The sequence below is a fragment of the Bacillus sp. D386 genome, from assembly GCF_006346415.1.
In genome coordinates, this window is sequence record NZ_VEMV01000003.1 from 491972 (window position 1) to 518373 (window position 26402).

A 26402-nucleotide genomic window follows, 5' to 3' on the forward strand; every position below is an offset into this window, starting at 1 on the left:
ATTTTTGTACTTTCTAACATAGGGATATATAGTATAGTAGTAACTAAATTTTACAAAATATAGAGAGAAATAGATAGGGAGGTAATGTTTATGGAACTATTTGAAGCCATTAAAGGAAGAAGAAGTATTGGCAAGGTTAAAAATGAGCCGATACCTGATGAGCTCATACATAAAATTATTGAAGCGGGAACATGGGCACCATGTCATCATCGTACAGAACCATGGAAGTTTTTTGTTTTGAAAGAGGATGGCAGAAAAATCCTCAGTGATGTGTTAGTGGATATCCTGAAATCTGAATTAGATGATCTTGAGTCAGAAGAAAGTAAAAAAAGATTAGAAAAAGTAAGCAAGAATCCCTATCGTGCTCCTGTTATCATAGTGACTGCCGTTGAACCAGTGAAGAATGAAAAGGTTCTGATTGAAGAAGAATACGCTGCTGTCCATGCAGCTACACAAAATATCCTGCTGGCAGCTCACGCTCTTGGACTGGGTGCCGTATGGAGAACCGGGAAACAATGCCATGATAAACGGATGAGTAAGGCTTTTAATCTCTCTGAGGATGGTGCTGTAACTGGGTTTATCTATTTAGGATATCCAGATATGAATCCTAAAGAAGGTTCAAGAAAATCTATTGATGAAGTGACCACATGGATAACCAATTAAATTAACGAAAGCCGGTACAAAGAGGATATTCACTCTGTACCGGTTTATTTTTTGGAAAAAGTTTGATTACTATAAAAGTAGACATAAAATATATTAATCTGATAAACTTAGTATGGAATAAAATCGGTAAAAGGAGGGGTTAATATGGACCGAAGTTTTCTCATAATACATGGACTTGGCGGAAGCGGACCTGAACATTGGCAATCCTGGCTGTATAATGAGCTGGTGGATGCAGGTGAAACAGTTTATTATCCGACCCTTCCTGAATATGATGATCCTTATAAAGATAAGTGGATAAAAAAATTGGAAGATACCTTTCAAACTATTACCTCAGACCATATAACCGTTGTTGCTCACAGTTTAGGATGTGTCCTATGGCTTCATTTTGCTCTCAAAAATGCTCATAAGATAAAAAAATCGGTTAACCGTGTTATTTTAGTGGCACCGCCCTCTCCCTATTTAAAGCATGAAATCATCCAAAGGTTTTTTCCCCTTCCAGTTAAGGGTAAAGAATTAATACAGTCTATTGATCATACACTGCAAATTCAATCCACAAACGATTCTTATTGCTCTGTTGAAGACAGTCAATTTTATAAAGACTTGGGTATTATACAACTTTTGGTTGTGAATAAAGGTCATATCAATATCGACTCCGGTTTTGGAAAATGGCAGTGGATTCTTGATTATTGTCTGGATCAAAATCATGATTTTGCAGTAAATGAAGGCTGAATGTATGGATAGGACGGTGATTGTTTCTATGAATATAGTAGTAGTTGGTGCAAATGGACAAATTGGCAATCAATTGGTTCACCTCATTAAGGAAGATGGACAACACAATGTAAAAGCGATGATCAGAAAAGAAGAGCAGGTAAAATCATTTGAAAATAGTGGTATACAGACTGTTCTTGCTAATTTAGAAGATAGCGTAGAAAATCTGGCGAAGGAAATTGAAGGATCAGATGCGATATGCTTCACAGCTGGGTCAGGAGGAAGCACAGGTCATGACAAAACGCTTTTAATTGATCTTGATGGTGCAGTGAAAATGATGGAATCAGCTGAAAAGGCTGGAATCAAACGATTTATTTTGGTCAGTGCCCTTCAGGCTAACAACCGCGAAAACTGGAGCGATGAAATTAAACCTTATTATGTTGCCAAGCATTATGCAGATCGAATTCTGGAAAACAGCCCATTAACATATACGATTATAAGGCCGGGTGGATTGCTGAATGAACCTGGAAACGGGAAAATCCGTACTGGGGATACAATAAAGGCTGGAACGATACCGCGTGAGGATGTGGCACGAACTATTTTGGCTTGCCTCACGAATGAGGCAAACTATAATCGTTCTTTTGATCTAATATCAGGTGATACCCCGATTGAGGAAGCTCTTAACCAACTATAAAATTTGTCGAAGCAGTTCAGTTTTTAGCTGAACTGCTTTATTTGTTTGTCATAAAAAATATGAAAATCTTTCGACTTAAATTGTCAAAATTTTTTGTCATTGACAGTGTAAGGTTAGAGGTGATAGGTTGAGATTGGGTTAAATACACCATATTTTCATTCACTCATATATTAGATTTTGTATCTGTAAATCAAAATTAAATGTTAATCTTCATTCCGTAGGAGACTTCTTTTCAGCGCTCAGCTCAGGAGCTGAATGATTTAGAATGAGCTTACCATTCAGATGGAGTACAATTTACCAATCGAATGACAATAAAGCCACCGATATGGTTTTTCTGAGCAAAGCTCGAATAATTATCCATTCACATAGCCGAGATGTTATGGAATACGTACCATGGGAGGGAGAATAGTGGACTATAATTTATACAAACCTAAACGCCATTGGAGTGAAATCGAGTTATGGAAGGATGTAGCGGATGATCAGTGGAATGACTGGATTTGGCAGTTAACCCACACCATCAAAACACTTGATGATTTAAAAAAGGTGATTAATCTTACACCAGAAGAGGAAGAAGGTGTACGGATCTCAACTAAAACGATTCCCTTGAATATAACGCCCTATTACGCATCTTTAATGGATCCTGATGATGAGCGCTGTCCAATCCGTATGCAATCCGTTCCCATAGGAAAAGAGCTCCACAAAACGGTGTATGATTTAGAGGATCCCTTACATGAAGATGAAGATTCCCCAGTTCCAGGGTTAACTCACCGTTATCCGGACCGTGTCTTATTTTTAGTAACAAATCAATGCTCCATGTACTGCCGTTATTGCACAAGAAGAAGGTTTTCTGGTCAGATTGGTATGGGAGTTCCGAAGAAGCAGTTGGATAAAGCAATCAATTACATCAGCCAAACACCGGCAGTCCGGGATGTTTTAATCTCTGGTGGTGATGGCCTTCTCATTAATGACAGTATACTGGAATATATATTAAAAAACTTACGCGCCATTCCTCATGTAGAAATTATTCGTATTGGAACTAGAGCCCCGGTCGTGTTTCCGCAAAGAATCACTAAAGATTTATGTACCATTCTTAAAAAGTACCATCCCGTTTGGCTGAATACACATTTTAATACATCGATCGAAATTACAGAAGAATCAAAGCGTGCCTGCGAGCTGCTTATTGATTCGGGAGTACCTGTGGGCAATCAGGCGGTTATTTTGGCTGGGATTAATGACAGTGTCCCAATCATGAGAAAATTAATGCATGATTTAGTCAAAATAAGAGTTCGTCCTTATTATATTTACCAATGTGATTTATCAGAAGGAATTGGACATTTCAGAGCTCCTATTAGTAAAGGCTTAGAAATTATGGAGGGGCTGCGCGGTCATACAAGCGGATATGCTGTGCCGACTTTTGTGGTTGATGCACCAGGCGGGGGTGGAAAAATACCGCTTCAGCCGAACTACATCATTTCACAAAGTTCAAATAAAGTGATCTTACGTAATTTTGAAGGTGTGATTACATCATATCCAGAACCGGAGAACTATGTGTCCGGTCGTGCAGATGAATATTTCAAACAAACATACCCAAATGTATATGAAGATTACAACAGTACAGGTATCTTGTCCATTATGGATGATGAAAAGTTTAATATTACTCCGGATGGATTAGAAAGATACAACAAGCGAAACGCCTATCAACAAAATCCGGAGCATTCGTCACTAAAAGATCAACGAGATAAACGGGACGTTCTAAAAGAAAAGAAATTCAAGGCCCAACAAACAAAAACAACTAAAACTGATCAAGAGGATTCAAAAGTATGAAATGCCAATGGTGTGAACAAGATGGGGCAATTGAGACCAATACCACTGTATTTTGGGAGCTGCCAGATGGAACGCAATCACTAGAAATAAAGGAAACACCAGCCATCCATTGTGGCAATTGCCAAATGGAATATTTAACGGATGAACAGACTGAGGAGATTGAGGACCATTTATTGCTCATTAATACAAAACAATTAACAGGCACTGTACATTTTGAAGAATTGATGAAAGTACCAAGGTTATTAAAGCGAAACTATTTCAAATAGACAAAATATATGTAAGCGATTTCAGTTATTCAACGTCAAAGAAAAGCTATATTCTTTGGCGTTTTTATTAAAATGAAATGGACAGAGGTGAATAGGTTGAAACCGGTACTTTTACCTGATGCAGCAGCATCCTTGCTAAAGAGCGGAGCCCGTATCATGGTTGGGGGCTTTGGATTGGTGGGATGTCCAATAACATTGGTACACGCTCTTGACCGAAAAGGGATAAATAATCTTGAAATTATCAGCAATAATCTCGGTGAGCCAGGCAGGGGACTTGGAGTGCTTGTTCAAAAAAAGAAGGTAAGAAAGGGGATAGGTTCTTATTTCACATCCAACCCGGATGTAGTGGAGGCTTATTTGGGGGGAGAGCTTGAGATTGAACTTCTGCCGCAGGGCACACTGGCAGAAGCGATTCGTGCGGGTGGAGCTGGAATACCAGCATTCTATACACCCGTTGGAGTAGGCACTGACTTATCAAATGGGAAAGAAGAAAAAAAATTCAATGATAATAAATATATATTGCAACATTCTTTGAAGGCTGATTTTTCACTGATTAAGGCCTATAAAGCAGACAAACTTGGTAATTTAATTTATATAAAGTCTGCCCGGAATTTTAATCCTGCTATGGCGACGGCCGGGAATATCGTGATTGCTGAAGTTGATGAAATAGTAGAAGCGGGAGAACTCGATCCTGAGGAAATTATCACACCTCATTTGTATGTTGATTACTTAGTGTTAAAGGAGGAGTCGTTGTGAGTGCAAAAGAGACGATTGCCAAACGTGCTGCACGATTCCTTGGAAATGGTGATATTGTCAACTTGGGGATTGGGATTCCAACATTGGTGGCAGATTTTATCGCTCCTCATCTATCCGTATTTCTACATACAGAGAATGGGATTCTTGGGGTGGGACCTACCCCATTAAATGAACCAGATCCCAATTTGGTGAATGCAGGAAAGCTTCCTGTAACTGTCATGACTGGTGCATCTTATTTTGATAGTGCATCATCTTTTGCGATGATACGTGGGGGCCATATTGATGTCTCGATTTTGGGTGTTCTGCAAATGGATGAAATGGGCAGGATAGCAAATTGGGCAGTTCCAGGAAAAGCGGTTTTGGGTGTAGGAGGAGCGATGGATCTATTAGAGGGCTCTAAAAGAATTATCGTAACAACCTTACATACAACAAAAGCGGGGAAGCCGAAGCTCGTTAAGAATCTTAATTATCCGCTTACATCTGAGCGCAGAGTGGATTTCATTATAACTGAATTGGCCGTATTTGCAGTCGATGATAGGGGGCTTATTTTAGTGGAAACTGGTCCAGGAATAACAGTGGAAACTGTTAAAGAAAAAACGGAAGCGGATTTCAGAATTCAATTAAACAGTGAATTTGTTGGCTTTGATATGTAGCATAAAAAAGTCTTGAACTTGCTTTTTAAGCATATCTTGTATGTAGAAAAATGATAGAACAGCTCTATGAAATGGAGAGACGCAAATGGCTGACCATGTATTTCATCGTGATTTTACGAATAAATACCCAATCATAACGCATGGGCAAGGGATTTATTTATACGATCAGGATGGCAAGCAATATATTGATGCATGCTCCGGTGCTGTTGCCGCAAATTTAGGTCACGGGGATGTGAAAATTGCTGAAGCGATGGCTGAACAGGCAAAAAAAGCAGCCTTTGTACATTCGATGCGTTTTGAAACCGAGGTATTGCATCTTCTGGCAGAGAGAATTGCGGAGATTGCTCCCGTTCCATTAAACAAGGTTTATTTCACCTGTGGCGGCTCGGAGGCGAATGAAAGTGCTATTAAACTTGCAAAGCAATATCATAAAGGTGCAGGAAATCCGGAAAAACATATTGTGATTGGCAGATGGCAATCTTATCATGGGAATACTTTAGGATCCTTGTCTGCTGGAGGCGATATTAAAAGAAGGCAGGTATACACTCAAAATCTACTTGATTTTAAACATGTTTATTCCCCTCATTGTAAACGATGCCCATACCAAAGAAATCTCGATGATTGCAATCAACAACACAATTGGTCATGCATTAAGGATATAGAAAAGTTGATTATTGAGATAGGTCCGGAACAAATTTCTTGCTTCATAGCTGAGCCAATCGTCGGGAGCCAATTGGGAAGTGTAAGTCCGCCAGACTCGTATTTTAAAGAGGTCAGAAAGTTATGTGACGATTATAATATTCTTTTGATTGCAGATGAAGTGATGACGGGTTTTGGGAGAACAGGGACCTATTTTGCTGTAGAGCATTTTGATTTCATACCGGATATTATTACGTTTGGCAAGGGAGTATCAGCCGGCTATTCGCCTCTTGGCGGTATGATTGTTCACGATCGATTAATTAAAGGGATTATTCAAAACAGCAAGGGGAAATTTGCGCATGGATATACATACAGTGGCCATCCGGTCTCTGTCGCTGCCGGATTGGCAGTTCTGAAAAAATTAGCTCACAATAAAATTCTTCCCAACGTAGTTATGCAGGGTGAATATTTAATTAAACAACTTAAACTGCTTCAGGACCGTTACCCTGTCATTTGGGATATAAGGGGTAAAGGCCTTTTGATAGGCATTGAATTTGCTTCCAGTCCGAAAGGAGACCCATTCCCTCCCTCTAGCTCAACATCTGAAGTGATTAATCGGATTGCCATGCAAATTGGAGCTGTCTTTTATCCTGGAAGTGGATCAATCAATGGCTATGAAGGTGATCATTTGTTAATTGCTCCGCCTTTAACAGTCTCCAGGGAAGAAATCGATGCAATCATAAATATATTAGAACTTGCTCTGCAACAATTTATGTATTCGAGGGGGAAGTAAATCATGAGTCATTCTGAAAAAGTTACTGAATTAACAGAGAAAGCGAGAAAACATATATCTCCAGTTAGCACAAGAGTGACGGAATTAATTATAGATCGAGGTAAGGGAGCACGTTTTTGGACGAAGGATGGAGAAGAGTATATTGATTTTGTTTCAGGGGTAGCAGTTAATGCACTCGGCCATTCTCATGAAAGAATCGTTAACGCTATAAAAACACAGGCGGAGCGACTCGTTCATTTTGGTTTGAATTATGGCTATTACGAGACTGTGATCGGCTTGGCTGAAAAGCTGGCACAAATCACGCCAGGTAATTTAGATACTGTATTCTTCTCAAATTCAGGCGGTGAAGCCATTGATGGAGCATTGAAGCTGGCACGTGCGGCTACTGACCGCCCGGGAATTATCGCTTTCAATGGGTCCTTTCATGGACGTACGTTAGGTGCTACTACTGTAACAGGATCAAGCAGTAAATATAAAAAGTACTACGAACCGCTGGTAGGAGAGGTTTACCATACACCTTATCCATATCCCGGTTTAGTAAAAAATATCGATAATGCTGATTTGACAAATTATTGTATTAACCAATTACGTTCGTTATTTGATTTACATATTGACCCATCGAGAGTGGCTGCTATACTTGTTGAACCGGTTTTGGGGGAAGGCGGTTACTATCCCGCACCTCCATTGTTTTTACAGGAATTAAGGAGTATTGCTGATGAGCATGGTATTTTATTAATATTTGATGAGGTTCAAACAGGATTTGGCAGAACTGGGCGGATGTTTGCTTCGGAACACTCAGGAGTAACTCCAGATATTCTCGTTTTAGCAAAGGCTTTATCAGGCGGACTGCCTCTTGGTGCAATTGTGGCAAATAGGGATTTACATAATAAATGGCCTGTAGGGGGGCATGGCTCCACGTTTGGAGGCAACCCAATCTCATGTGCAGCTGCCCTAGCAAGTATACAGGTGATTGAAGAAGAGAATCTGGTAAAGAGGAGTAAAGAACTCGGTGAGCAAATTGTTAATAGGCTGCAAAATAGTTTGCTAGGATACGAGCCAATAAAAGAAGTCCGCGGAATCGGTATGATGATTGGCATTGAATTCAATGAATCCTATAAAAAGTCCATTGTGCCGCTTATCAAAGCACGATGCCTGGATAAGCATTTACTAATCATGAACTGCGGAGTTAACGGGCAAACCATCAGGCTCATGCTGCCATTAAATATATCAACAGAAGAATTGGATGCTGGGTTAACCATTCTCGAAACCGTTATTGGAGACGTGGTAAAGGAGGGTATTTAGTAAATGTCCAAAGAATTTACAAAACAGCTGCTTTACATGAATGGTCATTGGACTCACGATTTAAATCAGAATTATCGGGAAAGCAAGAATCCTGCAACGAATGAAGCGGTGGGTATGTATGCAATCGCAACTTCAAGCCAGGTAGACCAGGCTGTACAGCATGCTCACCTTGCCTTTAAAAGCTGGAGACGAACACCCGCGCCGGAACGTGCTGTATTTTTATGGAAGGCAGCAGAATTATTTGAACGAAAAAGAGATCAATTAGCCGAAGTTATGACCAAAGAAATGGGGAAAGTTCTGGCGGAAACACGCGGGGAAGTGAATGTCGTCATAGAAACATGCCGCTATATGGCTGGGGAAGGTCGCAGAATGTATGGTGAAACCATTGCTTCCGGCAACAACAATCGAACGATTACGATGAATCGTGAGCCGCTTGGTGTAGTTGCATGTATCACTCCATGGAATTTTCCGGTAGCGCTTGCCGCTTATAAAATTTGTGCTGCTTTAATCAGTGGGAATACGATTGTGTGGAAACCAGCTTCTGAGGTTGCACTCTCAGCAGGTATATTTATGCAAGTCTTTCATGAAATTGGTCTCCCAAATGGGGTTTTAAATCTCATTACAGGGAGCGGCAGTCAGGTGGGAATGCAGCTTGCTGAACATGAAGATGTCAAAGTGATCTCTTTTACAGGCTCTACTGAAGTAGGCTTGCTGCTTTCACAGGTAGGTGCCAAACAATTAAAAAGGGTTTCCCTTGAGCTAGGTGGGAAAAATGCAGCAATTGTTCTACAGGACGCTAATTTAGATTATGCAGCAGAGTGTATTGTTAAAGGTGCATATGGAACAACTGGCCAAAAATGTACGGCGACAAGCCGGGTTATTGTTGAACAATCGATTAAAGTGGATTTATTGAAAAGGGTCGTAAAGTTAACGAAGGAATTGAAAATAGGTAATGGCCTTAATGAAAATATAGATATAGGTCCTTTAGTAAATGAGCAGCAAATGAAGGTGGTTGAGAAATACGTAAGGATAGCTACAGAAGAAGGAGCCTTATTGGAGTGTGGAGGAAAGAAATTAGCGAACGAAGAAGGGTGTTTTTTTGAACCAACTATTTTCAGTGATGTGAAAAAGGAACATACGATTGCTAAAGAAGAAATATTTGGACCTGTTCTTGCCTTTATTGAAGTGGACAGCTATGAAGAGGCGATTGAGGTTAATAATGATACGAAATATGGACTGTCGACATCCATTTTCACAAGCAGTTTGTCTATTGCCAACCGAGCTGCTGCTGAAATTGAAAGTGGATTGGTTTATGTGAATAACGGAACTGCTAATGCTGAAATTGGTGTTGCGTTTGGCGGGATGAAGTATTCAGGGAATGGCCATCGTGAAGTATCCCATCATGCTTTGGATAGTATGACGGAATGGAAATCAGTGTATATGACTTATCTATAGGAGGGATTCCCTTGTGAAACAAATGAGGATTGGAATAGCTTTTTTTTATCATGAATCCCATAGTTTCTCTAGAACTAAGACGACTATTCAGGATTTTAAGAATGAGGGTTATTTTAAAGGGAACCAAATTTTTGACGTTTATACAAATACAAGGACAGAGGTTGGCGGGTTTATTGATGTTCTGAGGAAACTTGAAGAGGTAGAGATAGTCCCCCTTCTTTGTGCAGCAGCTGTTCCTTCGGGTCCGGTAACCTATGAAACATACGAAGAAATTGAAACAGAGCTTATGGGTTTAATGGAAGCGGCAGGAAAGCTTGATGGATTATTGATTGCCCTGCATGGAGCAATGGTCATTGAGGGAATTAATGATGCAGAAGAATATTTACTTTTAAAGATTAGAGCAAAACTTGGGGTAGATATCCCGATTGCAACGACCCTGGATCTACATGCCAATATTAGTCCGGCCATCGTTGGAATTACACCCTATCATTTTGGATTTAAAACCTATCCGCATATTGATATGTATGAGCAAGGAGTAAATGCCGCGAATGCATTAATGAATCATCTTTCGCTTGGTGTAGATTATGTAGCGAGATGTGTTAAAATTCCCATGCTGCTTCCCTCAATCAATATGAAGACAATGGAAGGTCCAATGGCAAAAATGATGAAGCTTGCTCACCGTTATGAAGAGGAAGATGGTATTTTAAACATTTCCGTATTTGGTGGATTTCCATATTCAGATGTACCGAGCGCAGGTGCAAGTGTGATAGTAATTGCTAAAAATCAGTTGTTGGCCGAACGTACTGCCAGTGACTTGGCCAAAATATTTTGGAAACTAAGGGAAGAATTTATCGTCAAATTGCCTGATGTTAAAGAAGCATTTCAGCTTGCGTTAGCAATGAAGAAAAATAAACCAATCGCATTAGCTGATATTTCTGATAATCCGTTGAGCGGTGGCAGTGGAGATACAACGAAGCTTTTGAGAGAATGTATAGAATACAATAGAGAGAAAACGCTTTTTGGAGCATTAACGGATTCTAAGGCAATTGATATATGTAGGAGTGTGGGAGTTGGTGGAACCGTCCAACTGTCACTTGGCGGGAAAATCTATCCTGAGTTTGGATTACCGGTTGATGTGCAAGCAACTGTTATCAGGTTAACTGATGGTGTATTTTATAATAGTGGACCATTTAATAAAGATTTGAAAGTAGATGTTAAGGGTGCTTGTTGGATTCGAGTAGGAAATATAGATATTCTCCTAATTGGAAGACCTATGTCTGCTAATGATCCTGAACTTTTTCGTCATATTGGGATAGAACCAAGTGCGTACAGGTATTTGATATTGAAAGCTAAAAATCATTTCAGGGCAGCTTTTGATCCGTTGATAAGTGAAGTCATTTATGTTGATGCACCGGGCGCGGCCACTAATAACATCGCACAGCTACCCTATAAAAATATCCCGGAACAAACATGGCCCTTAAAAAATATAGAATTTCTAAAGGTAGAAGAGAGGAAAAAATCATGACACAAACGAATTCGATGTATTACATTGAAATACCCGAATCCCTAACGCCTGCACAGCAGAACATGATGATGGAGCTCGAAAAGGATGCATTTCCTGGGTTGGGAGCGGTAGATGAACAAACACTGGTTCCTTTGGCGAGATACGGAAAACTAATCCTTTATAGACAACAGGGGGATGAACGACCAGTTGCGGTTTGTGAATGTATGAGAGATTATAATCAGCCGGATAAAGCTTATATATTTGGCTACTATGTACGGTCAGATCAGCATGGGAAAGGATTGGGGACACAATTTTTACATGAGGTTCTGAGCATTCTGAGGGATGATGGTTTTCATAAAGTCAGTTTAACTGTAAGCGAAGCAAACACGGCTGCTGTTAAATTATATAAAAACATCGGTTTTACTGTAAATGAATTAAGGTATGGTGAATTCGGAGACGGTGAGGATCGGTTGTATATGGAGAAAATTTTATAATCAACAACAGGACGTGTGACTAATCACACGTTTTTTTCGTTGATGATTATTGGCTGCAAAGGGACTATTACAGCCAGTGTGGCTCTTCTTTTTATAAAACAAAACCTTCAAATGAAGATAAAAAGTACCTTGATAAATAGATTGTATTGAAACATAAACAGATGAAAAAAATGAACGTTTTTGGGCATACTAGCAAGTGAAAGAAAAAAGCAAAATAAATTATATTTATATAATATAACTCGGTGATTTCCCTCACGTTTTATCATTAAAATACAATTCGATTGATAAATTTACTGTATCGACAGTAATTATGTTTGATCCTGATTACCGTTTATATAGAGAGTTTTTATTGAGTTTACCTAATGGAAAGAGCGGAAAATTTTAAAGGAATATGATAATAATTATAAATAAGCAATTGACAAATTTCTTTTTAATAATTATTATAATATAGTATTAAACATCACTTAGATGATGATATTGTTTAGGAGGATATACGATATGTCACTTATTAATAAAAAATTAGAGGATTTTACAGTACAGGCTTACCATGATGGAGAGTTTAAAGAAGTAAGTCTTTCAGATGTTCAAGGTAAATGGTCAATCTTTTTCTTCTATCCAGCTGATTTCACTTTTGTGTGCCCAACTGAATTAGCTGACCTGCAAGATAATTATGATGCCCTTAAAGAAATTAACTGCGAAGTGTACTCCGTATCTACGGACTCTCATTTTGTACATAAAGCATGGGCAGACGCTACAGATACAATCGGCAAAATTAAATATCCTATGCTTGCAGATCCGGCGCATGTTCTTTCTCGTCAATTTGAAGTATTAATTGAAGAAGCTGGTCAAGCGCTTCGTGGAACATTCATTGTGAATCCTGAGGGTGAAATTAAAGCATATGAAATTCACGACCTAGGTATTGGCCGTAATGCTGAAGAAGTTGTGCGTAAAGTACAAGCTGCTCAGTTTGTTGCAGAACACGGTGATAAAGTATGTCCAGCAAAATGGACTCCTGGTGAAGAAACACTTGAGCCAAGCCTGGACCTAGTAGGTAAAATATAATTATTAATCATTTGCATTTATCTTTCTTAATGGAAGATGAGTGCAAATTTTATCTTAAGGACTGACAGCTGCTTGTCCAGTTTTTGAATGTTTTTTCTATCAGATGATCAAATGAGGTACTTAAAATGATAAGTACCTTTTTTATTAAAAAGTTTACTAAATTAGGTGAGTATTTTGACAAAAGGAATTTTAGATTTAATTATCATTGGCGGAGGTCCTGCTGGATTGTCAGCGGGTATTTATGCCGGACGTGGAAAATTAAACACTCTTATTATTGAAAAAGGAAATATGGGTGGCCAAGCTGCAACGACAAATGAAATTGTTAACTATCCGGGTGTTCGTAAGACGACTGGACCTTTATTAATAGAAGAAATGAAAAAACAATGTGAAGATTTTGGTGTTAAATTTACCAAAACAGATGTTACGGATGTTGACCTATCCGGAGAAGTTAAAATAATCAAAACGATCAATGGCGAGTATCAGGCAAGATCTGTAATCATTGCAGCAGGTGCAGGTCCTCGTAAACTTGGATTCCCTGGAGAAGCAGAATTCACGGGCCGTGGTGTTGCCTACTGTTCAACATGCGATGGTGAATTCTTCGAAGGATTAGAAGTGTTTGTCATTGGAGCAGGATTTGCCGCAGCTGAAGAAGCGATGTATTTAACCCGTTTTGCCAGCAAGGTTACCATTATTGCTCGTGAACCTGAGTTTACTTGTGCTCCTTCTATCGCAGATAAGGTTTTTGCCAACGAACATATAGAAGTTAAATTTAATACGGAATTGCTTGAGGTTTCAGGGGTGGAGATGGTTCAGCATGCCCGATTTATTAATAATGTAACGAAGGAAGAATGGGAATACACAGCGAAAGAAGAAGATGGCGCATTCGGTGTATTTGTTTTCGTGGGATATCAGCCTAAGACAGAGATCTTTAAAGGTCATGTAGAAATGGATGAACGTGGTTACATTATTACAGATGAAGAAATGAGAACAAATATTAAAGGTGTATATGCTGTTGGAGATCTTCGTCCAAAATCTTTACGTCAAGTTATTACAGCTGTTGCCGATGGGGCGATTGCCGGAACAGACGTACAGAAATATGTTGCTGAAGAAAAAGAGCGTCTTGGCATTGTAGATGAGCCAAAAGAAGAAAAACCGGCAGAGAAAAAAGAATCTGCACCAAAAGAAACAGCTAAAAGTGGTAAGAGCAGCTTACTAAGCGATGCCATCAAAGGACAACTAAAAGGTATTTTTGCCAAAATGGAGAATGATGTAACATTAGTAAGTATTGTGGATGAAAGTATGCCTAAATCTGTAGAATTACGTGATTTCTTGATCGATGTTGCTGAACTTGGCGATAAACTTCATCTGGAAGTTTATCCAAAAGGCGAAAATACTGAAATGGAAACGAAAATCAATGCTGATAAATTCCCGGTTGTTTCGTTGCTTGATCATAAAGGGAATTACAGTGGCGTGAAGTTCCATGGTGTACCGGGAGGACATGAGCTTAATTCCTTTATCTTGGCCATTTATAACCTGGCAGGTCCTGGACAAGCATTAGATTCCTCTATCCAACAGTCAATTAAAGCAATCGATAAAAAAGCAAATATTAAGGTAATGGTATCTTTATCATGCCACTACTGCCCAGATGTTGTTGTGGGTGCTCAAAGAATTGCAATTGAAAACCCAAATGTCGAAGCAGAAATGATTGATATCAGTAACTTCCAGGATATTAAAAAGAAATATAAAGTAATGAGTGTTCCAGCCATGATTATTAATGATGAACAAGTAGTCTTTGGAGCTAAAAAAATTAATGAAATTGTAGCAGTGTTACAACAAGCTTAAACAATTAACCCAGCCTTACATCAAGGCTGGGTTTTTGTTTCTCCAGGTTTTTATGATCATGGTAACAGATGCAATGAGTGAAAGTAAAAAGATGATTATGCCTGCAATCTCATACAAATGCATGAATAAAATGAAGGCAATTATTTGAGTGACAGCAATGATTATTCCATAAATTGCGTTCTGTTTTTGATTCTTTTTTATGGCAATGAAGAGCTGGAGTGTAATGAAATTACTGATAACCATAATGGTAATTGCCAAAGTATAGTCCATTGTGGTAATGTTTGTCCCTTTTTCAACTGCGAAGATCGAATAAATCGAAATGGGAAGGGCACAAAGATTTATGCCTAATAAAATCAATACCCATATTATACGATACAAAATTTTTTGCATATATTAGACTCCTTGTTATATTCTATTTTACATTTTGTGCAATATAGAGATGGTTATACCCGACTATAAATACTTCAGTTTATATTGTTTGTATTCTTAAACAAATAACTAAATAAATGACGTGCAACTTGTAAATTATGGTAGAATTCACTTGATAGTTACAAAATTTAGAACTATTCATCAGTTTATCCATACGAATTTTGAAAAAGGAGATTACAACTTGTTAACAATTGAAAAAGCAATCTTTTGTGACGCTGAAAAATTAACAGAACTAATGAAGAAAACATTTGATGAAGAAGCAAAAAGATGGCTTATAGATCAAGAGATTGTGGATTGCAATATCCAGCCTCCTGGCTATACTTCAGTTGAAATGACTAAATATATGATCGAAGAATTATCCTATTACAAAATCATCTATAAAGAGGCTATAGTTGGTGGAGTTATCGTGACGATTACCGATAAGTCATATGGAAGAATAGACCGTATATACGTTGATCCAGATTTTCAGAATCTCAAAATCGGTTCCAGAGTAATGGAATTAATTGAGGAGAAATTTCCAAGCGTAAGACAATGGGACCTTGAGACATCCAGCAGACAGCTTAATAATCACCATTTTTACGAGAAATTGGGCTATAAAACGATCTTTAAGTCGGAAGATGAGTTTTGCTACATAAAGAGGAAAGAGAGTTTGACAAAATCTGATAATTCGGTAGAAAATCATGATATTTCAAATAAACCATATGAAAATTGTGATATGGCATATACAGAATGGTACCAAGTCAACTTAGAAGAGAGTTCTTTTAGTAACAGTAACTTGAGAAGTACTCATTTCAGTAACTGTAATCTTAGTCAGTCAAAATTCCAAAACATAAATTTAAAACACTCCTATTTTGCAGATTTAAACCTATCCTTTTCTAATATGAGATTAGTTACCCTTGCAGGAATCGAATTTATGGACACAAATCTTGGAGATGACAAAAATCCGATATCCTTTGTAAGATGTGACCTCCAGGAATCAAAGATTAGGAATTGTGACCTAAGTAATCTGGAAATCACGGAAAGTGAGATAACAGGAATGAAAATCAATGGTATTTCAGTGGAAAAATTGTTCGAAGTGTATAACCGAGAGTTGAAAAAGGAAAGTTTCGAATAGGTATATGATCAATTGTTTGAACAAGAATCACATGATCATATAAGGGGAAATTATTTAAATCAAGTAAGGTTAAAACTTAAATAATCACAAAGAAAAAAGAACGAAGATGGTGCGACTATTCACCATTCATCCGTTCTTTTTTGCGTTCTCTTCAAGTTTACTGATTCTTTGTTCGAGTTCTTCCATCCCTAATAGTTTGGATTGTCCATCCAGAAAAATATTGCATATTGACGTTAATAGGAAGCCACCGCCCAAACCAACAAGACACCCTACACCTGGAGACCCAATGGATAGTCCAATTCCAAGGCCAGTTAACAGACTGCCTGGAATAAGGTATTCAGTTAGTGAATGCTGTTTAGCCAACAAATCTCCTCCAATCTTTTTCGAAAGTTTATGTATTCTGGTTAATATTATAACAACTTTAATTTGCAGAATATATACATATTCTTGAAATTAACCTTATTTGACCATTTAGTATCTATAAACTTATTATTCAGCAGGAAACAGTTTTAAAAAAACGCCATGAGGATAGTGGTGAGGTTTCTCGAATAAGTAAAAAGGAGGTGGTTTACATGCTAATACAGCTAAGGTCATAAATTGTCAGATCATAAAATGGACCTTTACTGTCTTCTGATGAGATAACAATACCTTTGTAGCCGTTAGAGGTGAGCATTTCGCGAAGCAAGCTGCCTATTTTAAATTCGGTATCTCTAATAAATAATTTAATGTTTGTTCTGTTATTAACTCCAGATAAATTACGAATTTTATCGAATTGTTTATGGTATATATATGCACTTATCGTTTCGTAAGGTTGTACGAATTCATTGGTAAATGAATCATATAATTTAGCATAGTCCTCATCTTCAATAAATAAGAAGTATTCCGTATTGACGCGAAACTCTATGATGTTTGGTCCAAACTTTTTAGCCCAATGTTTACGTGTCGTGGCATAAATAGCATCACCATGCTTTTTTCCATGACTGAAAGAGGTCCGTAGTGTAAGGCCTTTATCGAGAATTTTTTCATAATTGGTAGTAGAGGTTCCATGAAATACATCAATCATCTAATCGCCTCCATATTTTTATTAATACCATCATCATAAATGAAAAACGCAAACTTTTCCATCTTAATATGTTGATTAACTGATTAACGAGAGGAGCAGGAATGAGTGAAATTCAATTTATTTGTGTAGATTGCCAGGAGCTATTCATGGAGGAAACGGATAAAAATTGTTGTACATGCGGCGGTCTGTTAATAATCAAAACAAGTAAAAGCATTTTTAAGGATAATTGGATTGTTGGTGAGAACCAGACGATGTGGAAGTACTATCTAGTAGTATCAGTACAAGCAAACAAACGTGCATGGGAGAAGGTATCATTAGGTGAGGGGAATACCGTGCTCGATAAATTGGACTCGGACAATCAGCACATCTACTTAAAATTAGAAAACACTTTACCAAGCCAATCTTATATAGATAGATGCTCAGCATTATTAGTGACTAAGTTACTAGAGAAAAAGATACAAAACATCCTTATAACGGAAGCCACTTGTATGAGTCTTTCTGTTGCTAAATATGCAAAACATGCTCAAATTGCCTGTGAGTTAGCTTTACCTGAAAATACAGCCTGTCAGCTGGTGGATGCACACAGAAATGAAGGAGTCAGAGTAAGCGATTTTGTTTCTGATCAAGAATCTGCTGCAAATAATTTTATTTTACCCGACTTTCACCCCTATATGATTGAGGGAGCAAAAACATATGCATATGAGATATGGGAGCAGTTGGGACACCGTCATCCTGATATCGTTACGTTCTCGGTTGAAACCAGTATGTTAGCAGTAGGTACTTATTATGGATTTAAGGATCTTTTAGAACATCATTTAATAGGAAAACTCCCCAGATTTATCATTGTCGACATTCAATCAACTTCTCTGCCTGTAAAAAGTAAAGCGGTATCTATCCCTCAACCCCTATATAAAGAATTGATAAAAATGATTAAAGAGACAGATGGACACTTACAGACCATTACGAAAACTGAAATCATTCAAGCCAGTAAAGCGCTTTTTATGAGAGGTTATCAGATAGATGAACAAAGTGCAGCAGCCTACGCAGGATGCATGAGATATTATCGAGACTTTTCAATCAAAAATGAATCGATTGTGATACCCCTTAGTAATTTTAGCGAGATAGGAAAATCCAAATAGTTTTTTGGGGTGATAAGATAGTTATGACAAAATCTAACGTTGAGAAGTATATAGCCTCCAAGCTAGAAAGGCTGGAAAAAACACAAAATCAATCAGGTTCATGGACATTCAACTTTGAAGGATCTTCATTAACGGATTGTTTTATGATCTTACTTATACGGACCTTAGGAATAGATGAAGAAGAATTAATGCATCAACTAGTGAAACGGCTGCTGCGCACTCAAAATGATAATGGGTCTTGGAGTATCTATCCGGATGAGAAGGATGGTAATTTATCTACCACCGTTCAATCTTATACAGCCCTGCTTGTGTCAGGCAAATTTACTCGGATGGATGAGGAGATGAAGCGAGCTGAACAATTTATAATTAAGCATGGTGGAGTATCAAAATCTCACTTTATGACTAAAATGATGCTCGCAGTCAATGGAATGTATAATTATCCAAGCTTTTTTAAATTTCCGATGAGTTATTTTATGCTCCCGCCCCATGTACATTTTAACATGTATCAATGCAGTAACTATGCCAGAGTGCATTTAACTCCTATGACCATCTGCATTAATAAACGATTTATGTATGAACACAAGGGGATAGATAAGAGTTTCCTTGATGGACAAGAAGGTGGATGGTTTAGAGAGGAACGTTTTTTTCAGACAGAACAATTGATTAATCAACTAAAGACCCTCAATTTTTCTCCATCCTCTTGGCAAAAAGCAGGCTATCAATCTGCAGAAAAGCTAATGATTGACCGGATTGAGAAGAATGGGACACTGTATAGTTATAGTTCGGCTACCTGTTATATGATTTATGCTTTACTTGCCTTAGGGTATAAACGAAACTCAGCGATTATTCTTAAGGCGGTGGAAGGAATGAAGAGCTATTTAACGGATACACCTTATGGCCTTCATTTGCAAAATTCACCCTCCCTGGTGTGGGATACAGCTTTATTAAGCTATTCCTTACAAGAAGCGGGGGTTAAGGCAACCCATCCTGTTATCGATCGAGCAAATGCGTATTTGCTGAAAAAACAACAAAGCACGAGAGGGGATTGGACAGTACATGCTCCAGATGTGATTCCTGGGGGATGGGGATTTTCTGACAGCAATCATTATATACCGGATAATGATGATACAAGTGCGGTTTTACGAGCATTAACAAAGCAAAGTAAATTGAACCAACAAGCAAATCTTGCTTGGAAAAAAGGTTTCTCGTATTTGAAGGGCATGCAAAATAAGGATGGAGGATGGGGAGCCTTTGAAAAAGATGCCTATAATTCTTTATTTGCTTATCTACCAATCGAAAATGCAAAGGATGCCATCATTGACGATTCTACCTCAGACCTGACAGGTCGTGTTTTAGAATTTATGGGTAATTATGCTGGATTAACACATGACCATTCCTTTATTAAAAGAGCAGCTGCCTGGCTTCTGAAAGAACAATTATCAGATGGTAGCTGGTATGGAAAATGGGGTGTTTGTTATATTTATGGAACGTGGGCAGCGGTGACTGGACTATGTGCAATCGGAATCAAGCCTGAGCACCCTTCTATCCAAAAAGCAATCAGATGGCTGGAGTCTATCCAGCTGAAAGATGGAGGATGGGGAGAATCCTGTATGAGTGCAGATAAAGAACGTTATATCCCATTGTCCTACAGTACTCCATCCCAGACAGCCTGGGCATTGGATGCTCTCTTAGCAGTTAAGCGGGCAACTTCACCAACCATTCAGAAAGGGGTTAACTTTTTAATAAATGAAGAGTTATACCATCCTAATGCAAAGAGGTATCCAACAGGTCTCGGTTTACGGGGTGGTTTTTATATCATTTATGAAAGCTATAATTATATTTTTCCTCTGTTAGCACTGGGTCATTATGAAAAGAAACTGATTACTGACCATACATAGCTACATGGGAATGAGCGCGCTAATCCTAATTTTCTATTTTTTACTTGTTTTATGTTAGAATAGTGGCAAATGAGGAAGAATAGGTGTTGAAGCATGAATAAGAGAATAGGTTTTATTGGCTGTGGAAATATGGGAAAAGCGATGGTTGGTTCTTTGATTAACAGTAATCAAAAACTCGCTGATCAATTGTTGGTATCTGTGCGCTCAGAAGAATCAAAAGTTGCTATTTCGGAAAAGTGGCCGATTCATACAACTCTGGATAATAAAGAAGTTGTCCTAAATTCAGATATAATCTTTTTAGCAGTTAATCCAAACCAATATGAAGAAGTTATTAAAGAAATAAGAGAATATGTTACTGATAAGAAGATTCTTATTTCGATTGCTGCCGGAGTTAAAATAAAGCAAATGGATGAATGGATTGGAGCAGAATCAAAATTTATATTGTCTATGCCTAATACTCCTGTCCTGGTGAATGCAGGGATGACAGCTATTTGTCCAAATGACCATGTCACAGGAGAAGAGTTAGAGGAAATCTGCCAGTTATTTAGTGTGTTTGGAGAATATGAAATTCTTAAAGAAGATGATTTCGAAGCGTTTATTGCTTTATGCGGTTCTTCTCCAGCCTATATTTTCGTATTAATTGAAGCAATGGCAGATGCAGCTGTGAAATTAGGGATAGATCGAAAAAAGGCCTATCGAATGGCTGAACAAACCATTATGGGATCGGCAAAACTCGCTTTGGAAACAGGGATTCATCCAGCAGAACTGAAGGATCAAGTTTGCTCCCCAGGTGGTGCAACGATTGCTGCCATCACAGAACTGGAGGCACAAGGATTCAGAAGTTCTGTCATTAAAGCGATGGAGGTTTGTGCTGAACAATCAAAGAAAATGAATGATGAAGTTTACTAGAAACGAAAATAATGCAGCATCCATTTTACCTTTTAGGGATATGGATGCTGTTTTTTATGCAGTGATTATTCATGGTGTAGTTAAACCATTCTTTGTCCCGCTTTTTATGAATTACACTTTTATCAATCTTAATTAAATTGAAAAAGATTTACACTCACACGTATATTAACAACTATTTCCATGTTAAAATGTTTCTATCTGTTAAGGTCGGGAGAGTGAGTTATATGGATGGAACTTTATTATCTAACAGTATCTATTCGTTGAAAGGAGCCGATTTACGAATCATTTACAGTTTATTAACGAATTTAAATCTAAAAGAACTAATCCCATTTAATTTTAACAAAATCATTTCTAGGAAACATAACACTGATTATGTAAACTGCCTTCTTGAAAAAACCGATGAATATATTCATCTCTCAGATGAGGCATTGCAGGTCAGTTTGTTTCAGGAAATGAATAAAACACTTGAACTAGAAGGTGTTTATTATAGTGAAGCTTTCCATGTGGATAATCAATGTGAAGAAATTGTTGAAAAAGTATATCAAATATATATAAATCAGGAAAAATCATTCCTTCAAAACACGGAACAAATTGAGTTTACAAGGATCCATCACATTATTCACTATCAGCTCAGACAGCTATTTTATGAGGTGGAATATCGCTTTCAAAATCTTTCAGTTGAGGATCAGCAGGATTTTTTAAACACTATATATGAATTTATAATTCAGCTCTCAGAGGATGAAAAATGGATCCTTCTTCAACAATTGCCTGCAAATTATTTGTCAATTGAGGTTTTTAAAGAAATAGAATTATCCACTTTACTTATTCAGGTATCAAATATCAGTCTTCCTTCATTTTTTGATATGTTTACAAAGCTTTTAATGAACTACAATGAAAAGCTTCCAATGAATATCCCATTAATCAATCAAGAAAATATTTCCCCTACGACAAAATTATTAACTTCTCCATATTTTATTACACCCTATGTCCTTGGAGGCAGAGTCCTTCAAATAAACTATCAGCATCGAGCCATAAAAAAAAGGCTAATGCCTTTTATCCTAATGCAGATAACTTTAGCGTATTTATGCGATGAAAATTCTGTGTCCAGTCCAGTTTTATTCCTGAATGAATGGAAAAGAAGGGTAGAGGAATACCGTCAATTGGAGTATCATTCTGATTTATTAGAAATGAAACATATCGAAATGAGTTCATCTGTCCATAAATCCCGGCAGCGGATAAACGAATTTGCAAATCAAAAAAATCATATTCAGGAACGATTGAATATCGAAATGTACAAGCTTAAATCAACACTCCTTTTTATGGATATAAATGAGTTGACGATAAATCAAAGTTTTGAAAAACATCGTACTGAGTACATTCACATCCAAAAAAAATTAAACCAATTAGCTGCATCCAAAAGCAATGAAATATTGGAAACCAGTTTAATCAAACAATTTACTAATAAATTGCTGAATATGTCAGTGACACTTGATCAGCTTGGTAAAGAGAAAAAAGTGGATGAGCTTCTTGAGAGCTTAGTCCGAGATATTTTAGATTCGGATAGTGACTTTAAACGGGCTGATCGAATTGGGATTAAACAAATACAGAAGGAATTAACGGATATTGATTTCATGATTGAAACGGAGAATAAGATTAAAAGTAAATATGAAAAGGAGCTTATCAAACTGAATCAACAATTACAGGAATGCAGCGATAAGGTGAAACAAATTGAGAATGAAAATTACGGGATTAAAGAGGTAGCGCAAAGTATATGAAAAGTCCGTTTCAGCAAAAACGGACTTTTTTTACCCCTAGTTAATAAAGAGGTTCATGATAATTGGTCCTAAAATGGAACCAAAAACTGCGCTTAATGTCATGGAGATCGAACTCATGGAAAAGGTTAATTCACCGAATTCAAATGCCTTTGAGGTACCAATTGCATGCGATGCGCTGCCTAAAGCAATGCCTTTACTAACGGGATTTGTTATGTGGAATAAATTTAAAATAAGCGGACCTAAAATAGCCCCGGTTAGACCTGCTATCATGACAAAAATAGCTGTTAATGCCGGAACCCCGCCTAACTCCTCGGAGATCTGTACAGCAACCGGGGTAGTTAATGATTTTGGCAATATGGAAACGGCAGTCTCCTCGGCTATACCAGCCAGCTTACTAAATAGAAGTCCACTAACCATTCCTGCCAATACCCCAAGAAAGACACCTCCTAAAATGACGAATATATGATCTTTTAACATTCTCCATTGTTTATAAAGCGGAAAAGCAAGTGCAACTACTGCCGGACCAAGTAATTGATTAATCCATTCTCCGCCAATCATGTATGTATCATAAGAAATATTAAAAACTGAAAGGATGCAAACAATTAAAATGGTTGTTGTTAAGATTGGCAAAAGAAAGGGATAGGAAAATCGGATATAGAGTTTATTTAATAAAAGAAATATGATGACAGTTATAATAATAATTGTAATGGCAATCAGTAATTTCCCCATTTATTTTGATCCTTTCGTTTGTTCACTGAATTTTCGAGTATCTGACTGGTTCCTCCGGATATCAGCAGGGTAAAGATTGTACTAATAAATACGACAAACATAATGATGAAACCTTTAGAGGAGAATAGCTCGGGATACTTTATAACACCGATACAGATTGGAACAAATAACAAAGGTAAGAAACCAATTAAAAAACCAGCTCCGCGATTAATGTATTCAACTGGAATCACTTTGAATTTCAAGCAAACTAACAGTAATAATAACCCGATGATACTTGCAGGGATGGGAATGCTAAACAGCTCTTGTATGAATACGCCGATATAATAAAAAAGAAAAAGAACAACGATTTGCGAGCATATGACTAAATGTTTCATGAACGTATTGGCTACTATAGAGTGAAAGTAACCTTCACCTCCAAATTTAAATGATAATTTGATATTACGCTTCCCTTCTGACAAGTCAAACAATTTGCACTTTATGGAAATTGCACTTGTACTTTAGCTAGTACATCTTATTAGCTTTTTGAATCCTGTTAGATGAGGACAAATCAGAGGCTTTGTTGCTCGCTTTTCCAAAAACATTCTATATTGATTTCTCATTTGATTAAGCGGTGATAAGAGGATGATTATATGCATATGAGGAGAGAAGTAATAAGACCCTTTATAAGCTAGAAAAACGTAAGTCATTATCTGTTCAGCTTTGTACCGTTTAAAGTCTTGATTATGAAAACGGAAACAGAAAAATTAGTGAGGATTCTTGTTTGGTTTATTTTACCTCCTAAAAAATTAAAAAAAGGTCTTTTAATCTGATCATGCGCATGCTAGTATACTAGTGTAAATGAACGAAACACAGTTTGAACCAAGAAGAAGTTTCAAACATTTATTTTACTCTTGTTTGTGAAATAATGAGCAATAGTAATTATAATTTATTTTTACACGAAGTATTAATAATCAGTTTTAGAACAATTTTAACTCCTGCATTTTATTTTACTTTTCTTTGTGAAATAATGAGCAAAATGAAATGTAAATAAAATTTAGGAGTAAGTATATACTACCAGTTAAGAAGCCTTTACTGTTTACAAAAGATTGATGGAAGTATGGAGTGTAAGTGTTTGAACCTGCTTGGCGGTATTTTCGTCATTTATAACTATTATAGTATTTGGAGGTAATTAAATGAGTGCAGAAGCTTTGAAAAAACAAGGCTCACCAAAAGAAAACCCTACTCCTAATGTTCGTCCTTTCGGCATGAGGGACAAAATTGGATATCTATTAGGTGACTTTGGAAACGATTTCTTTTTCTTATTGGTAAGTGCTTACTTAATGGTATTCTATACCGATATTTTTGGCATCAATGCAGCGACAGTTGGTGCGCTCTTCATGGCTGCTCGTTTATGGGACGCAGTAGCAGACGTAACTTGGGGACGTTTTATTGACACTAGAAAACCAACTAAAAATGGTAAATTTAGACCATGGGTACTAAGAATGTCATTCCCATTAGTTTTCTCAGGGGTTTTAATGTTCGTTACGATTCCTGGTATGGGTGATGGTTTCTACTTGGCATGGGCGTTCGTAACATATATCGTTTGGGGTACTTTGTACAGTACAGTTAATATTCCTTACGGATCTATGGCTTCTGTTATGACAGATAATCCAGTTGAACGTACTTCTTTATCTACTTACAGAACAGCTGGTATGATGCTTGCGAGCTTGATCATCAATGCAGTCGGACCAATGATTGTCTTTGTTGATAACAAAATCGATGCAAATCGTATGTTTATGGCTGCTTGTATCTTTGGTGTGTTGGCAATTTCTTGTTACATCGGTTGCTACAAATTAACAACTGAACGTATCGTTCCTGAAACAAATGATGCAGAAAAAATGGATCTTCGTAAAACGCTTAAAGCGATTGGTCAAAACAAACCACTTATTTGGATTTTAACTGCATCTTTATTATTCATGACAAACAGCATGCTTATGGGAGCAGTAAACGTATACCTATTTAAAGATTATTTCACTAGCACTGCAGCGTTAAGTCTTGTTGGTGTTATGACTACAGTTACAGCATTTATAGCAATGCCGTTGGTTAAACCATTAGTTGCTCGTTTCGGTAAAAAAGAAATTGCTTCTATTGGTATGGGATTTGCGGCTATCATTTACTTCGTACTATTCATGCTGAAAGATATTGATGCAATGACATTTGTATGGATTGCAGCACTTGGTATGTTTGGTACAGCATTCTTAAACGTTGTTATTTGGGCGTTTGTAACGGATGTTATTGATTATCATGAGTTCTTAACTGGTTTACGTGAAGATGCAACGATTTATTCAGTTTACTCCTTCGCTCGTAAAGTAGGTCAAGCCGTTGCTGGTGGTCTTGGCGGTTTCTTGATCGCTGCAGTTGGTTACAATGCAGCACTTGAAACACAAACAGAAGGTACGTTAAATGGAATTCATGCACTTGGTACATTAGCACCAGCGTTGTTCTATGCAGTTATTTTCTTAATCCTAATGTTCTTGTACCCATTAAACAAGAAACGTACAGAGCAACTTGCAATTGATATTGCTGAAAGACGTAAAAAATAATTAGTAAAGAGATAGCTCTTAAATGGGCTATCTTTTTTTGTTATTGGGGAATTTGTAAAAAGAAGAAAAGGATGTAAAAGGAAGAGTATTTAATGAATTACGTACATAC

General features: G+C 37.4%; 25 protein-coding genes. 20 read left to right on the forward strand and 5 right to left on the reverse strand.

The window, feature by feature from the left end; translation table 11 throughout:
• The first annotated feature begins 90 nt into the window (after window positions 1-90).
• The 14 genes from FHY45_RS11150 to FHY45_RS11215 all read left to right on the forward strand — a co-directional run bounded on the left by FHY45_RS11150 (window position 91) and on the right by FHY45_RS11215 (window position 14655).
• Window positions 91-663, forward strand: a complete 573-nt coding sequence (locus FHY45_RS11150; RefSeq protein ID WP_066103616.1) for a nitroreductase family protein — start codon at window positions 91-93, stop codon at window positions 661-663.
• Window positions 664-807: 144 nt separating this feature from the next.
• Window positions 808-1392: an RBBP9/YdeN family alpha/beta hydrolase gene (locus FHY45_RS11155; protein WP_066103618.1), complete on the forward strand. Its 585-nt coding sequence runs from the start codon at window positions 808-810 to the stop codon at window positions 1390-1392.
• Between the two features lie 28 nt (window positions 1393-1420).
• Window positions 1421-2065, forward strand: a complete 645-nt coding sequence (locus FHY45_RS11160; RefSeq protein WP_066104299.1) for an SDR family oxidoreductase — start codon at window positions 1421-1423, stop codon at window positions 2063-2065.
• 408 nt (window positions 2066-2473) lie between these two features.
• The gene (gene kamA, locus FHY45_RS11165; RefSeq protein ID WP_066103620.1) at window positions 2474-3889 is read left to right on the forward strand and encodes a lysine 2,3-aminomutase; all 1416 of its coding nucleotides are present in this window, start codon (window positions 2474-2476) and stop codon (window positions 3887-3889) included.
• Entirely contained in the window at window positions 3886-4155 is a 270-nt protein-coding gene (locus FHY45_RS11170; protein WP_066103622.1) for a YokU family protein, read from the forward strand. The genes kamA and FHY45_RS11170 overlap by 4 nt, the downstream gene beginning before the upstream one ends.
• Window positions 4156-4251: 96 nt before the next feature.
• Window positions 4252-4911, forward strand: a complete 660-nt coding sequence (locus tag FHY45_RS11175; protein WP_225983570.1) for a CoA transferase subunit A — start codon at window positions 4252-4254, stop codon at window positions 4909-4911.
• A complete protein-coding gene (locus tag FHY45_RS11180; protein ID WP_066103624.1) occupies window positions 4908-5564 on the forward strand; it encodes a 3-oxoacid CoA-transferase subunit B in 657 nt (218 codons plus the stop codon). The genes FHY45_RS11175 and FHY45_RS11180 overlap by 4 nt, the downstream gene beginning before the upstream one ends.
• Window positions 5565-5649: 85 nt before the next feature.
• The gene (locus tag FHY45_RS11185) at window positions 5650-6996 is read left to right on the forward strand and encodes an aminotransferase family protein (protein ID WP_066103627.1); all 1347 of its coding nucleotides are present in this window, start codon (window positions 5650-5652) and stop codon (window positions 6994-6996) included.
• A gap of 3 nt (window positions 6997-6999) precedes the next feature.
• Window positions 7000-8298, forward strand: coding sequence for an aminotransferase class III-fold pyridoxal phosphate-dependent enzyme (locus FHY45_RS11190; RefSeq protein WP_066103629.1), 1299 nt, complete (start codon window positions 7000-7002; stop codon window positions 8296-8298).
• A 3-nt stretch (window positions 8299-8301) separates the two neighbouring features.
• The gene (locus FHY45_RS11195) at window positions 8302-9753 is read left to right on the forward strand and encodes an aldehyde dehydrogenase family protein (RefSeq protein WP_066103631.1); all 1452 of its coding nucleotides are present in this window, start codon (window positions 8302-8304) and stop codon (window positions 9751-9753) included.
• A gap of 22 nt (window positions 9754-9775) precedes the next feature.
• A complete protein-coding gene (locus tag FHY45_RS11200) occupies window positions 9776-11278 on the forward strand; it encodes a M81 family metallopeptidase (RefSeq protein ID WP_066104305.1) in 1503 nt (500 codons plus the stop codon).
• The gene (locus tag FHY45_RS11205; RefSeq protein ID WP_066103634.1) at window positions 11275-11751 is read left to right on the forward strand and encodes a GNAT family N-acetyltransferase; all 477 of its coding nucleotides are present in this window, start codon (window positions 11275-11277) and stop codon (window positions 11749-11751) included. Before FHY45_RS11200 ends, FHY45_RS11205 begins: the two co-directional genes overlap by 4 nt.
• Window positions 11752-12249: 498 nt before the next feature.
• Window positions 12250-12813 carry an alkyl hydroperoxide reductase subunit C gene (ahpC, locus tag FHY45_RS11210; RefSeq protein WP_066103636.1) on the forward strand — a complete coding sequence of 188 codons (564 nt, stop codon included), beginning with the start codon at window positions 12250-12252 and terminating at the stop codon, window positions 12811-12813.
• Window positions 12814-12987: 174 nt separating this feature from the next.
• Window positions 12988-14655, forward strand: a complete 1668-nt coding sequence (locus FHY45_RS11215) for an FAD-dependent oxidoreductase (RefSeq protein ID WP_139891887.1) — start codon at window positions 12988-12990, stop codon at window positions 14653-14655.
• Window positions 14656-14670: 15 nt separating this feature from the next.
• Here FHY45_RS11215 and FHY45_RS11220 read toward each other — a convergent pair whose 3' ends face one another.
• On the reverse strand, window positions 14671-15045 hold the full coding sequence (locus tag FHY45_RS11220) for a hypothetical protein (RefSeq protein ID WP_139891888.1): 375 nt from the start codon (window positions 15043-15045) through the stop codon (window positions 14671-14673).
• A gap of 274 nt (window positions 15046-15319) precedes the next feature.
• Between FHY45_RS11220 and FHY45_RS11225 the strand changes: the two genes are divergently transcribed.
• Window positions 15320-16198, forward strand: a complete 879-nt coding sequence (locus FHY45_RS11225; protein WP_139892018.1) for a GNAT family N-acetyltransferase — start codon at window positions 15320-15322, stop codon at window positions 16196-16198.
• Window positions 16199-16324: 126 nt separating this feature from the next.
• Here the strand turns inward: FHY45_RS11225 and FHY45_RS11230 are convergent, their stop codons facing one another.
• Both FHY45_RS11230 and FHY45_RS11235 read right to left on the reverse strand, forming a co-directional pair.
• Complete coding sequence (locus tag FHY45_RS11230; RefSeq protein WP_139891889.1) at window positions 16325-16561, reverse strand: hypothetical protein; 237 nt, start codon at window positions 16559-16561, stop codon at window positions 16325-16327.
• 205 nt (window positions 16562-16766) lie between these two features.
• Window positions 16767-17261, reverse strand: a complete 495-nt coding sequence (locus FHY45_RS11235; protein WP_139891890.1) for a hypothetical protein — start codon at window positions 17259-17261, stop codon at window positions 16767-16769.
• 101 nt (window positions 17262-17362) lie between these two features.
• Between FHY45_RS11235 and FHY45_RS11240 the strand changes: the two genes are divergently transcribed.
• The 4 genes from FHY45_RS11240 (at window position 17363) to FHY45_RS11255 (ending at window position 22982) form a co-directional block, all read left to right on the forward strand.
• Window positions 17363-18400, forward strand: a complete 1038-nt coding sequence (locus tag FHY45_RS11240) for a threonine synthase (protein ID WP_139891891.1) — start codon at window positions 17363-17365, stop codon at window positions 18398-18400.
• Between the two features lie 23 nt (window positions 18401-18423).
• A complete protein-coding gene (shc, locus tag FHY45_RS11245; protein ID WP_139891892.1) occupies window positions 18424-20298 on the forward strand; it encodes a squalene--hopene cyclase in 1875 nt (624 codons plus the stop codon).
• A 93-nt stretch (window positions 20299-20391) separates the two neighbouring features.
• Window positions 20392-21207: a pyrroline-5-carboxylate reductase gene (gene proC, locus FHY45_RS11250; RefSeq protein WP_139891893.1), complete on the forward strand. Its 816-nt coding sequence runs from the start codon at window positions 20392-20394 to the stop codon at window positions 21205-21207.
• Window positions 21208-21431: 224 nt separating this feature from the next.
• Window positions 21432-22982: a hypothetical protein gene (locus FHY45_RS11255; protein ID WP_139891894.1), complete on the forward strand. Its 1551-nt coding sequence runs from the start codon at window positions 21432-21434 to the stop codon at window positions 22980-22982.
• A 36-nt stretch (window positions 22983-23018) separates the two neighbouring features.
• Here the strand turns inward: FHY45_RS11255 and FHY45_RS11260 are convergent, their stop codons facing one another.
• Together FHY45_RS11260 and FHY45_RS11265 are read right to left on the reverse strand one after the other, a co-directional pair.
• Window positions 23019-23711: an LrgB family protein gene (locus tag FHY45_RS11260; protein WP_139891895.1), complete on the reverse strand. Its 693-nt coding sequence runs from the start codon at window positions 23709-23711 to the stop codon at window positions 23019-23021.
• Window positions 23696-24085 (reverse strand): CidA/LrgA family protein, encoded by a 390-nt coding sequence (locus FHY45_RS11265; protein WP_139891896.1) that lies wholly within the window; start codon window positions 24083-24085, stop codon window positions 23696-23698. Before FHY45_RS11265 ends, FHY45_RS11260 begins: the two co-directional genes overlap by 16 nt.
• Before the next feature lie 798 nt (window positions 24086-24883).
• Between FHY45_RS11265 and FHY45_RS11270 the strand changes: the two genes are divergently transcribed.
• Window positions 24884-26293: an MFS transporter gene (locus FHY45_RS11270; protein WP_066103662.1), complete on the forward strand. Its 1410-nt coding sequence runs from the start codon at window positions 24884-24886 to the stop codon at window positions 26291-26293.
• Window positions 26294-26402 lie beyond the last annotated feature (109 nt).

Excerpts from the sequence above, each read along its gene's own strand:
- FHY45_RS11270 (WP_066103662.1), top strand. The coding sequence starts at position 24,884 with ATGAGTGCAGAAGCTTTGAAAAAACAAGGCTCACCAAAAGAAAACCCT.
- FHY45_RS11160 (WP_066104299.1), top strand. The coding sequence starts at position 1,421 with ATGAATATAGTAGTAGTTGGTGCAAATGGACAAATTGGCAATCAATTG.
- FHY45_RS11220 (WP_139891888.1), bottom strand. The coding sequence starts at position 15,045 with ATGCAAAAAATTTTGTATCGTATAATATGGGTATTGATTTTATTAGGC.
- FHY45_RS11240 (WP_139891891.1), top strand. The coding sequence starts at position 17,363 with ATGAGTGAAATTCAATTTATTTGTGTAGATTGCCAGGAGCTATTCATG.
- FHY45_RS11225 (WP_139892018.1), top strand. The coding sequence starts at position 15,320 with ATGAAGAAAACATTTGATGAAGAAGCAAAAAGATGGCTTATAGATCAA.
- FHY45_RS11205 (WP_066103634.1), top strand. The coding sequence starts at position 11,275 with ATGACACAAACGAATTCGATGTATTACATTGAAATACCCGAATCCCTA.
- FHY45_RS11260 (WP_139891895.1), bottom strand. The coding sequence starts at position 23,711 with ATGGGGAAATTACTGATTGCCATTACAATTATTATTATAACTGTCATC.
- FHY45_RS11150 (WP_066103616.1), top strand. The coding sequence starts at position 91 with ATGGAACTATTTGAAGCCATTAAAGGAAGAAGAAGTATTGGCAAGGTT.
- FHY45_RS11170 (WP_066103622.1), top strand. The coding sequence starts at position 3,886 with ATGAAATGCCAATGGTGTGAACAAGATGGGGCAATTGAGACCAATACC.
- shc (WP_139891892.1), top strand. The coding sequence starts at position 18,424 with ATGACAAAATCTAACGTTGAGAAGTATATAGCCTCCAAGCTAGAAAGG.
- ahpC (WP_066103636.1), top strand. The coding sequence starts at position 12,250 with ATGTCACTTATTAATAAAAAATTAGAGGATTTTACAGTACAGGCTTAC.
- FHY45_RS11190 (WP_066103629.1), top strand. The coding sequence starts at position 7,000 with ATGAGTCATTCTGAAAAAGTTACTGAATTAACAGAGAAAGCGAGAAAA.
- FHY45_RS11155 (WP_066103618.1), top strand. The coding sequence starts at position 808 with ATGGACCGAAGTTTTCTCATAATACATGGACTTGGCGGAAGCGGACCT.
- FHY45_RS11200 (WP_066104305.1), top strand. The coding sequence starts at position 9,776 with ATGAGGATTGGAATAGCTTTTTTTTATCATGAATCCCATAGTTTCTCT.
- FHY45_RS11265 (WP_139891896.1), bottom strand. The coding sequence starts at position 24,085 with ATGAAACATTTAGTCATATGCTCGCAAATCGTTGTTCTTTTTCTTTTT.
- FHY45_RS11195 (WP_066103631.1), top strand. The coding sequence starts at position 8,302 with ATGTCCAAAGAATTTACAAAACAGCTGCTTTACATGAATGGTCATTGG.
- FHY45_RS11185 (WP_066103627.1), top strand. The coding sequence starts at position 5,650 with ATGGCTGACCATGTATTTCATCGTGATTTTACGAATAAATACCCAATC.
- FHY45_RS11235 (WP_139891890.1), bottom strand. The coding sequence starts at position 17,261 with ATGATTGATGTATTTCATGGAACCTCTACTACCAATTATGAAAAAATT.
- proC (WP_139891893.1), top strand. The coding sequence starts at position 20,392 with ATGAATAAGAGAATAGGTTTTATTGGCTGTGGAAATATGGGAAAAGCG.
- FHY45_RS11255 (WP_139891894.1), top strand. The coding sequence starts at position 21,432 with ATGGATGGAACTTTATTATCTAACAGTATCTATTCGTTGAAAGGAGCC.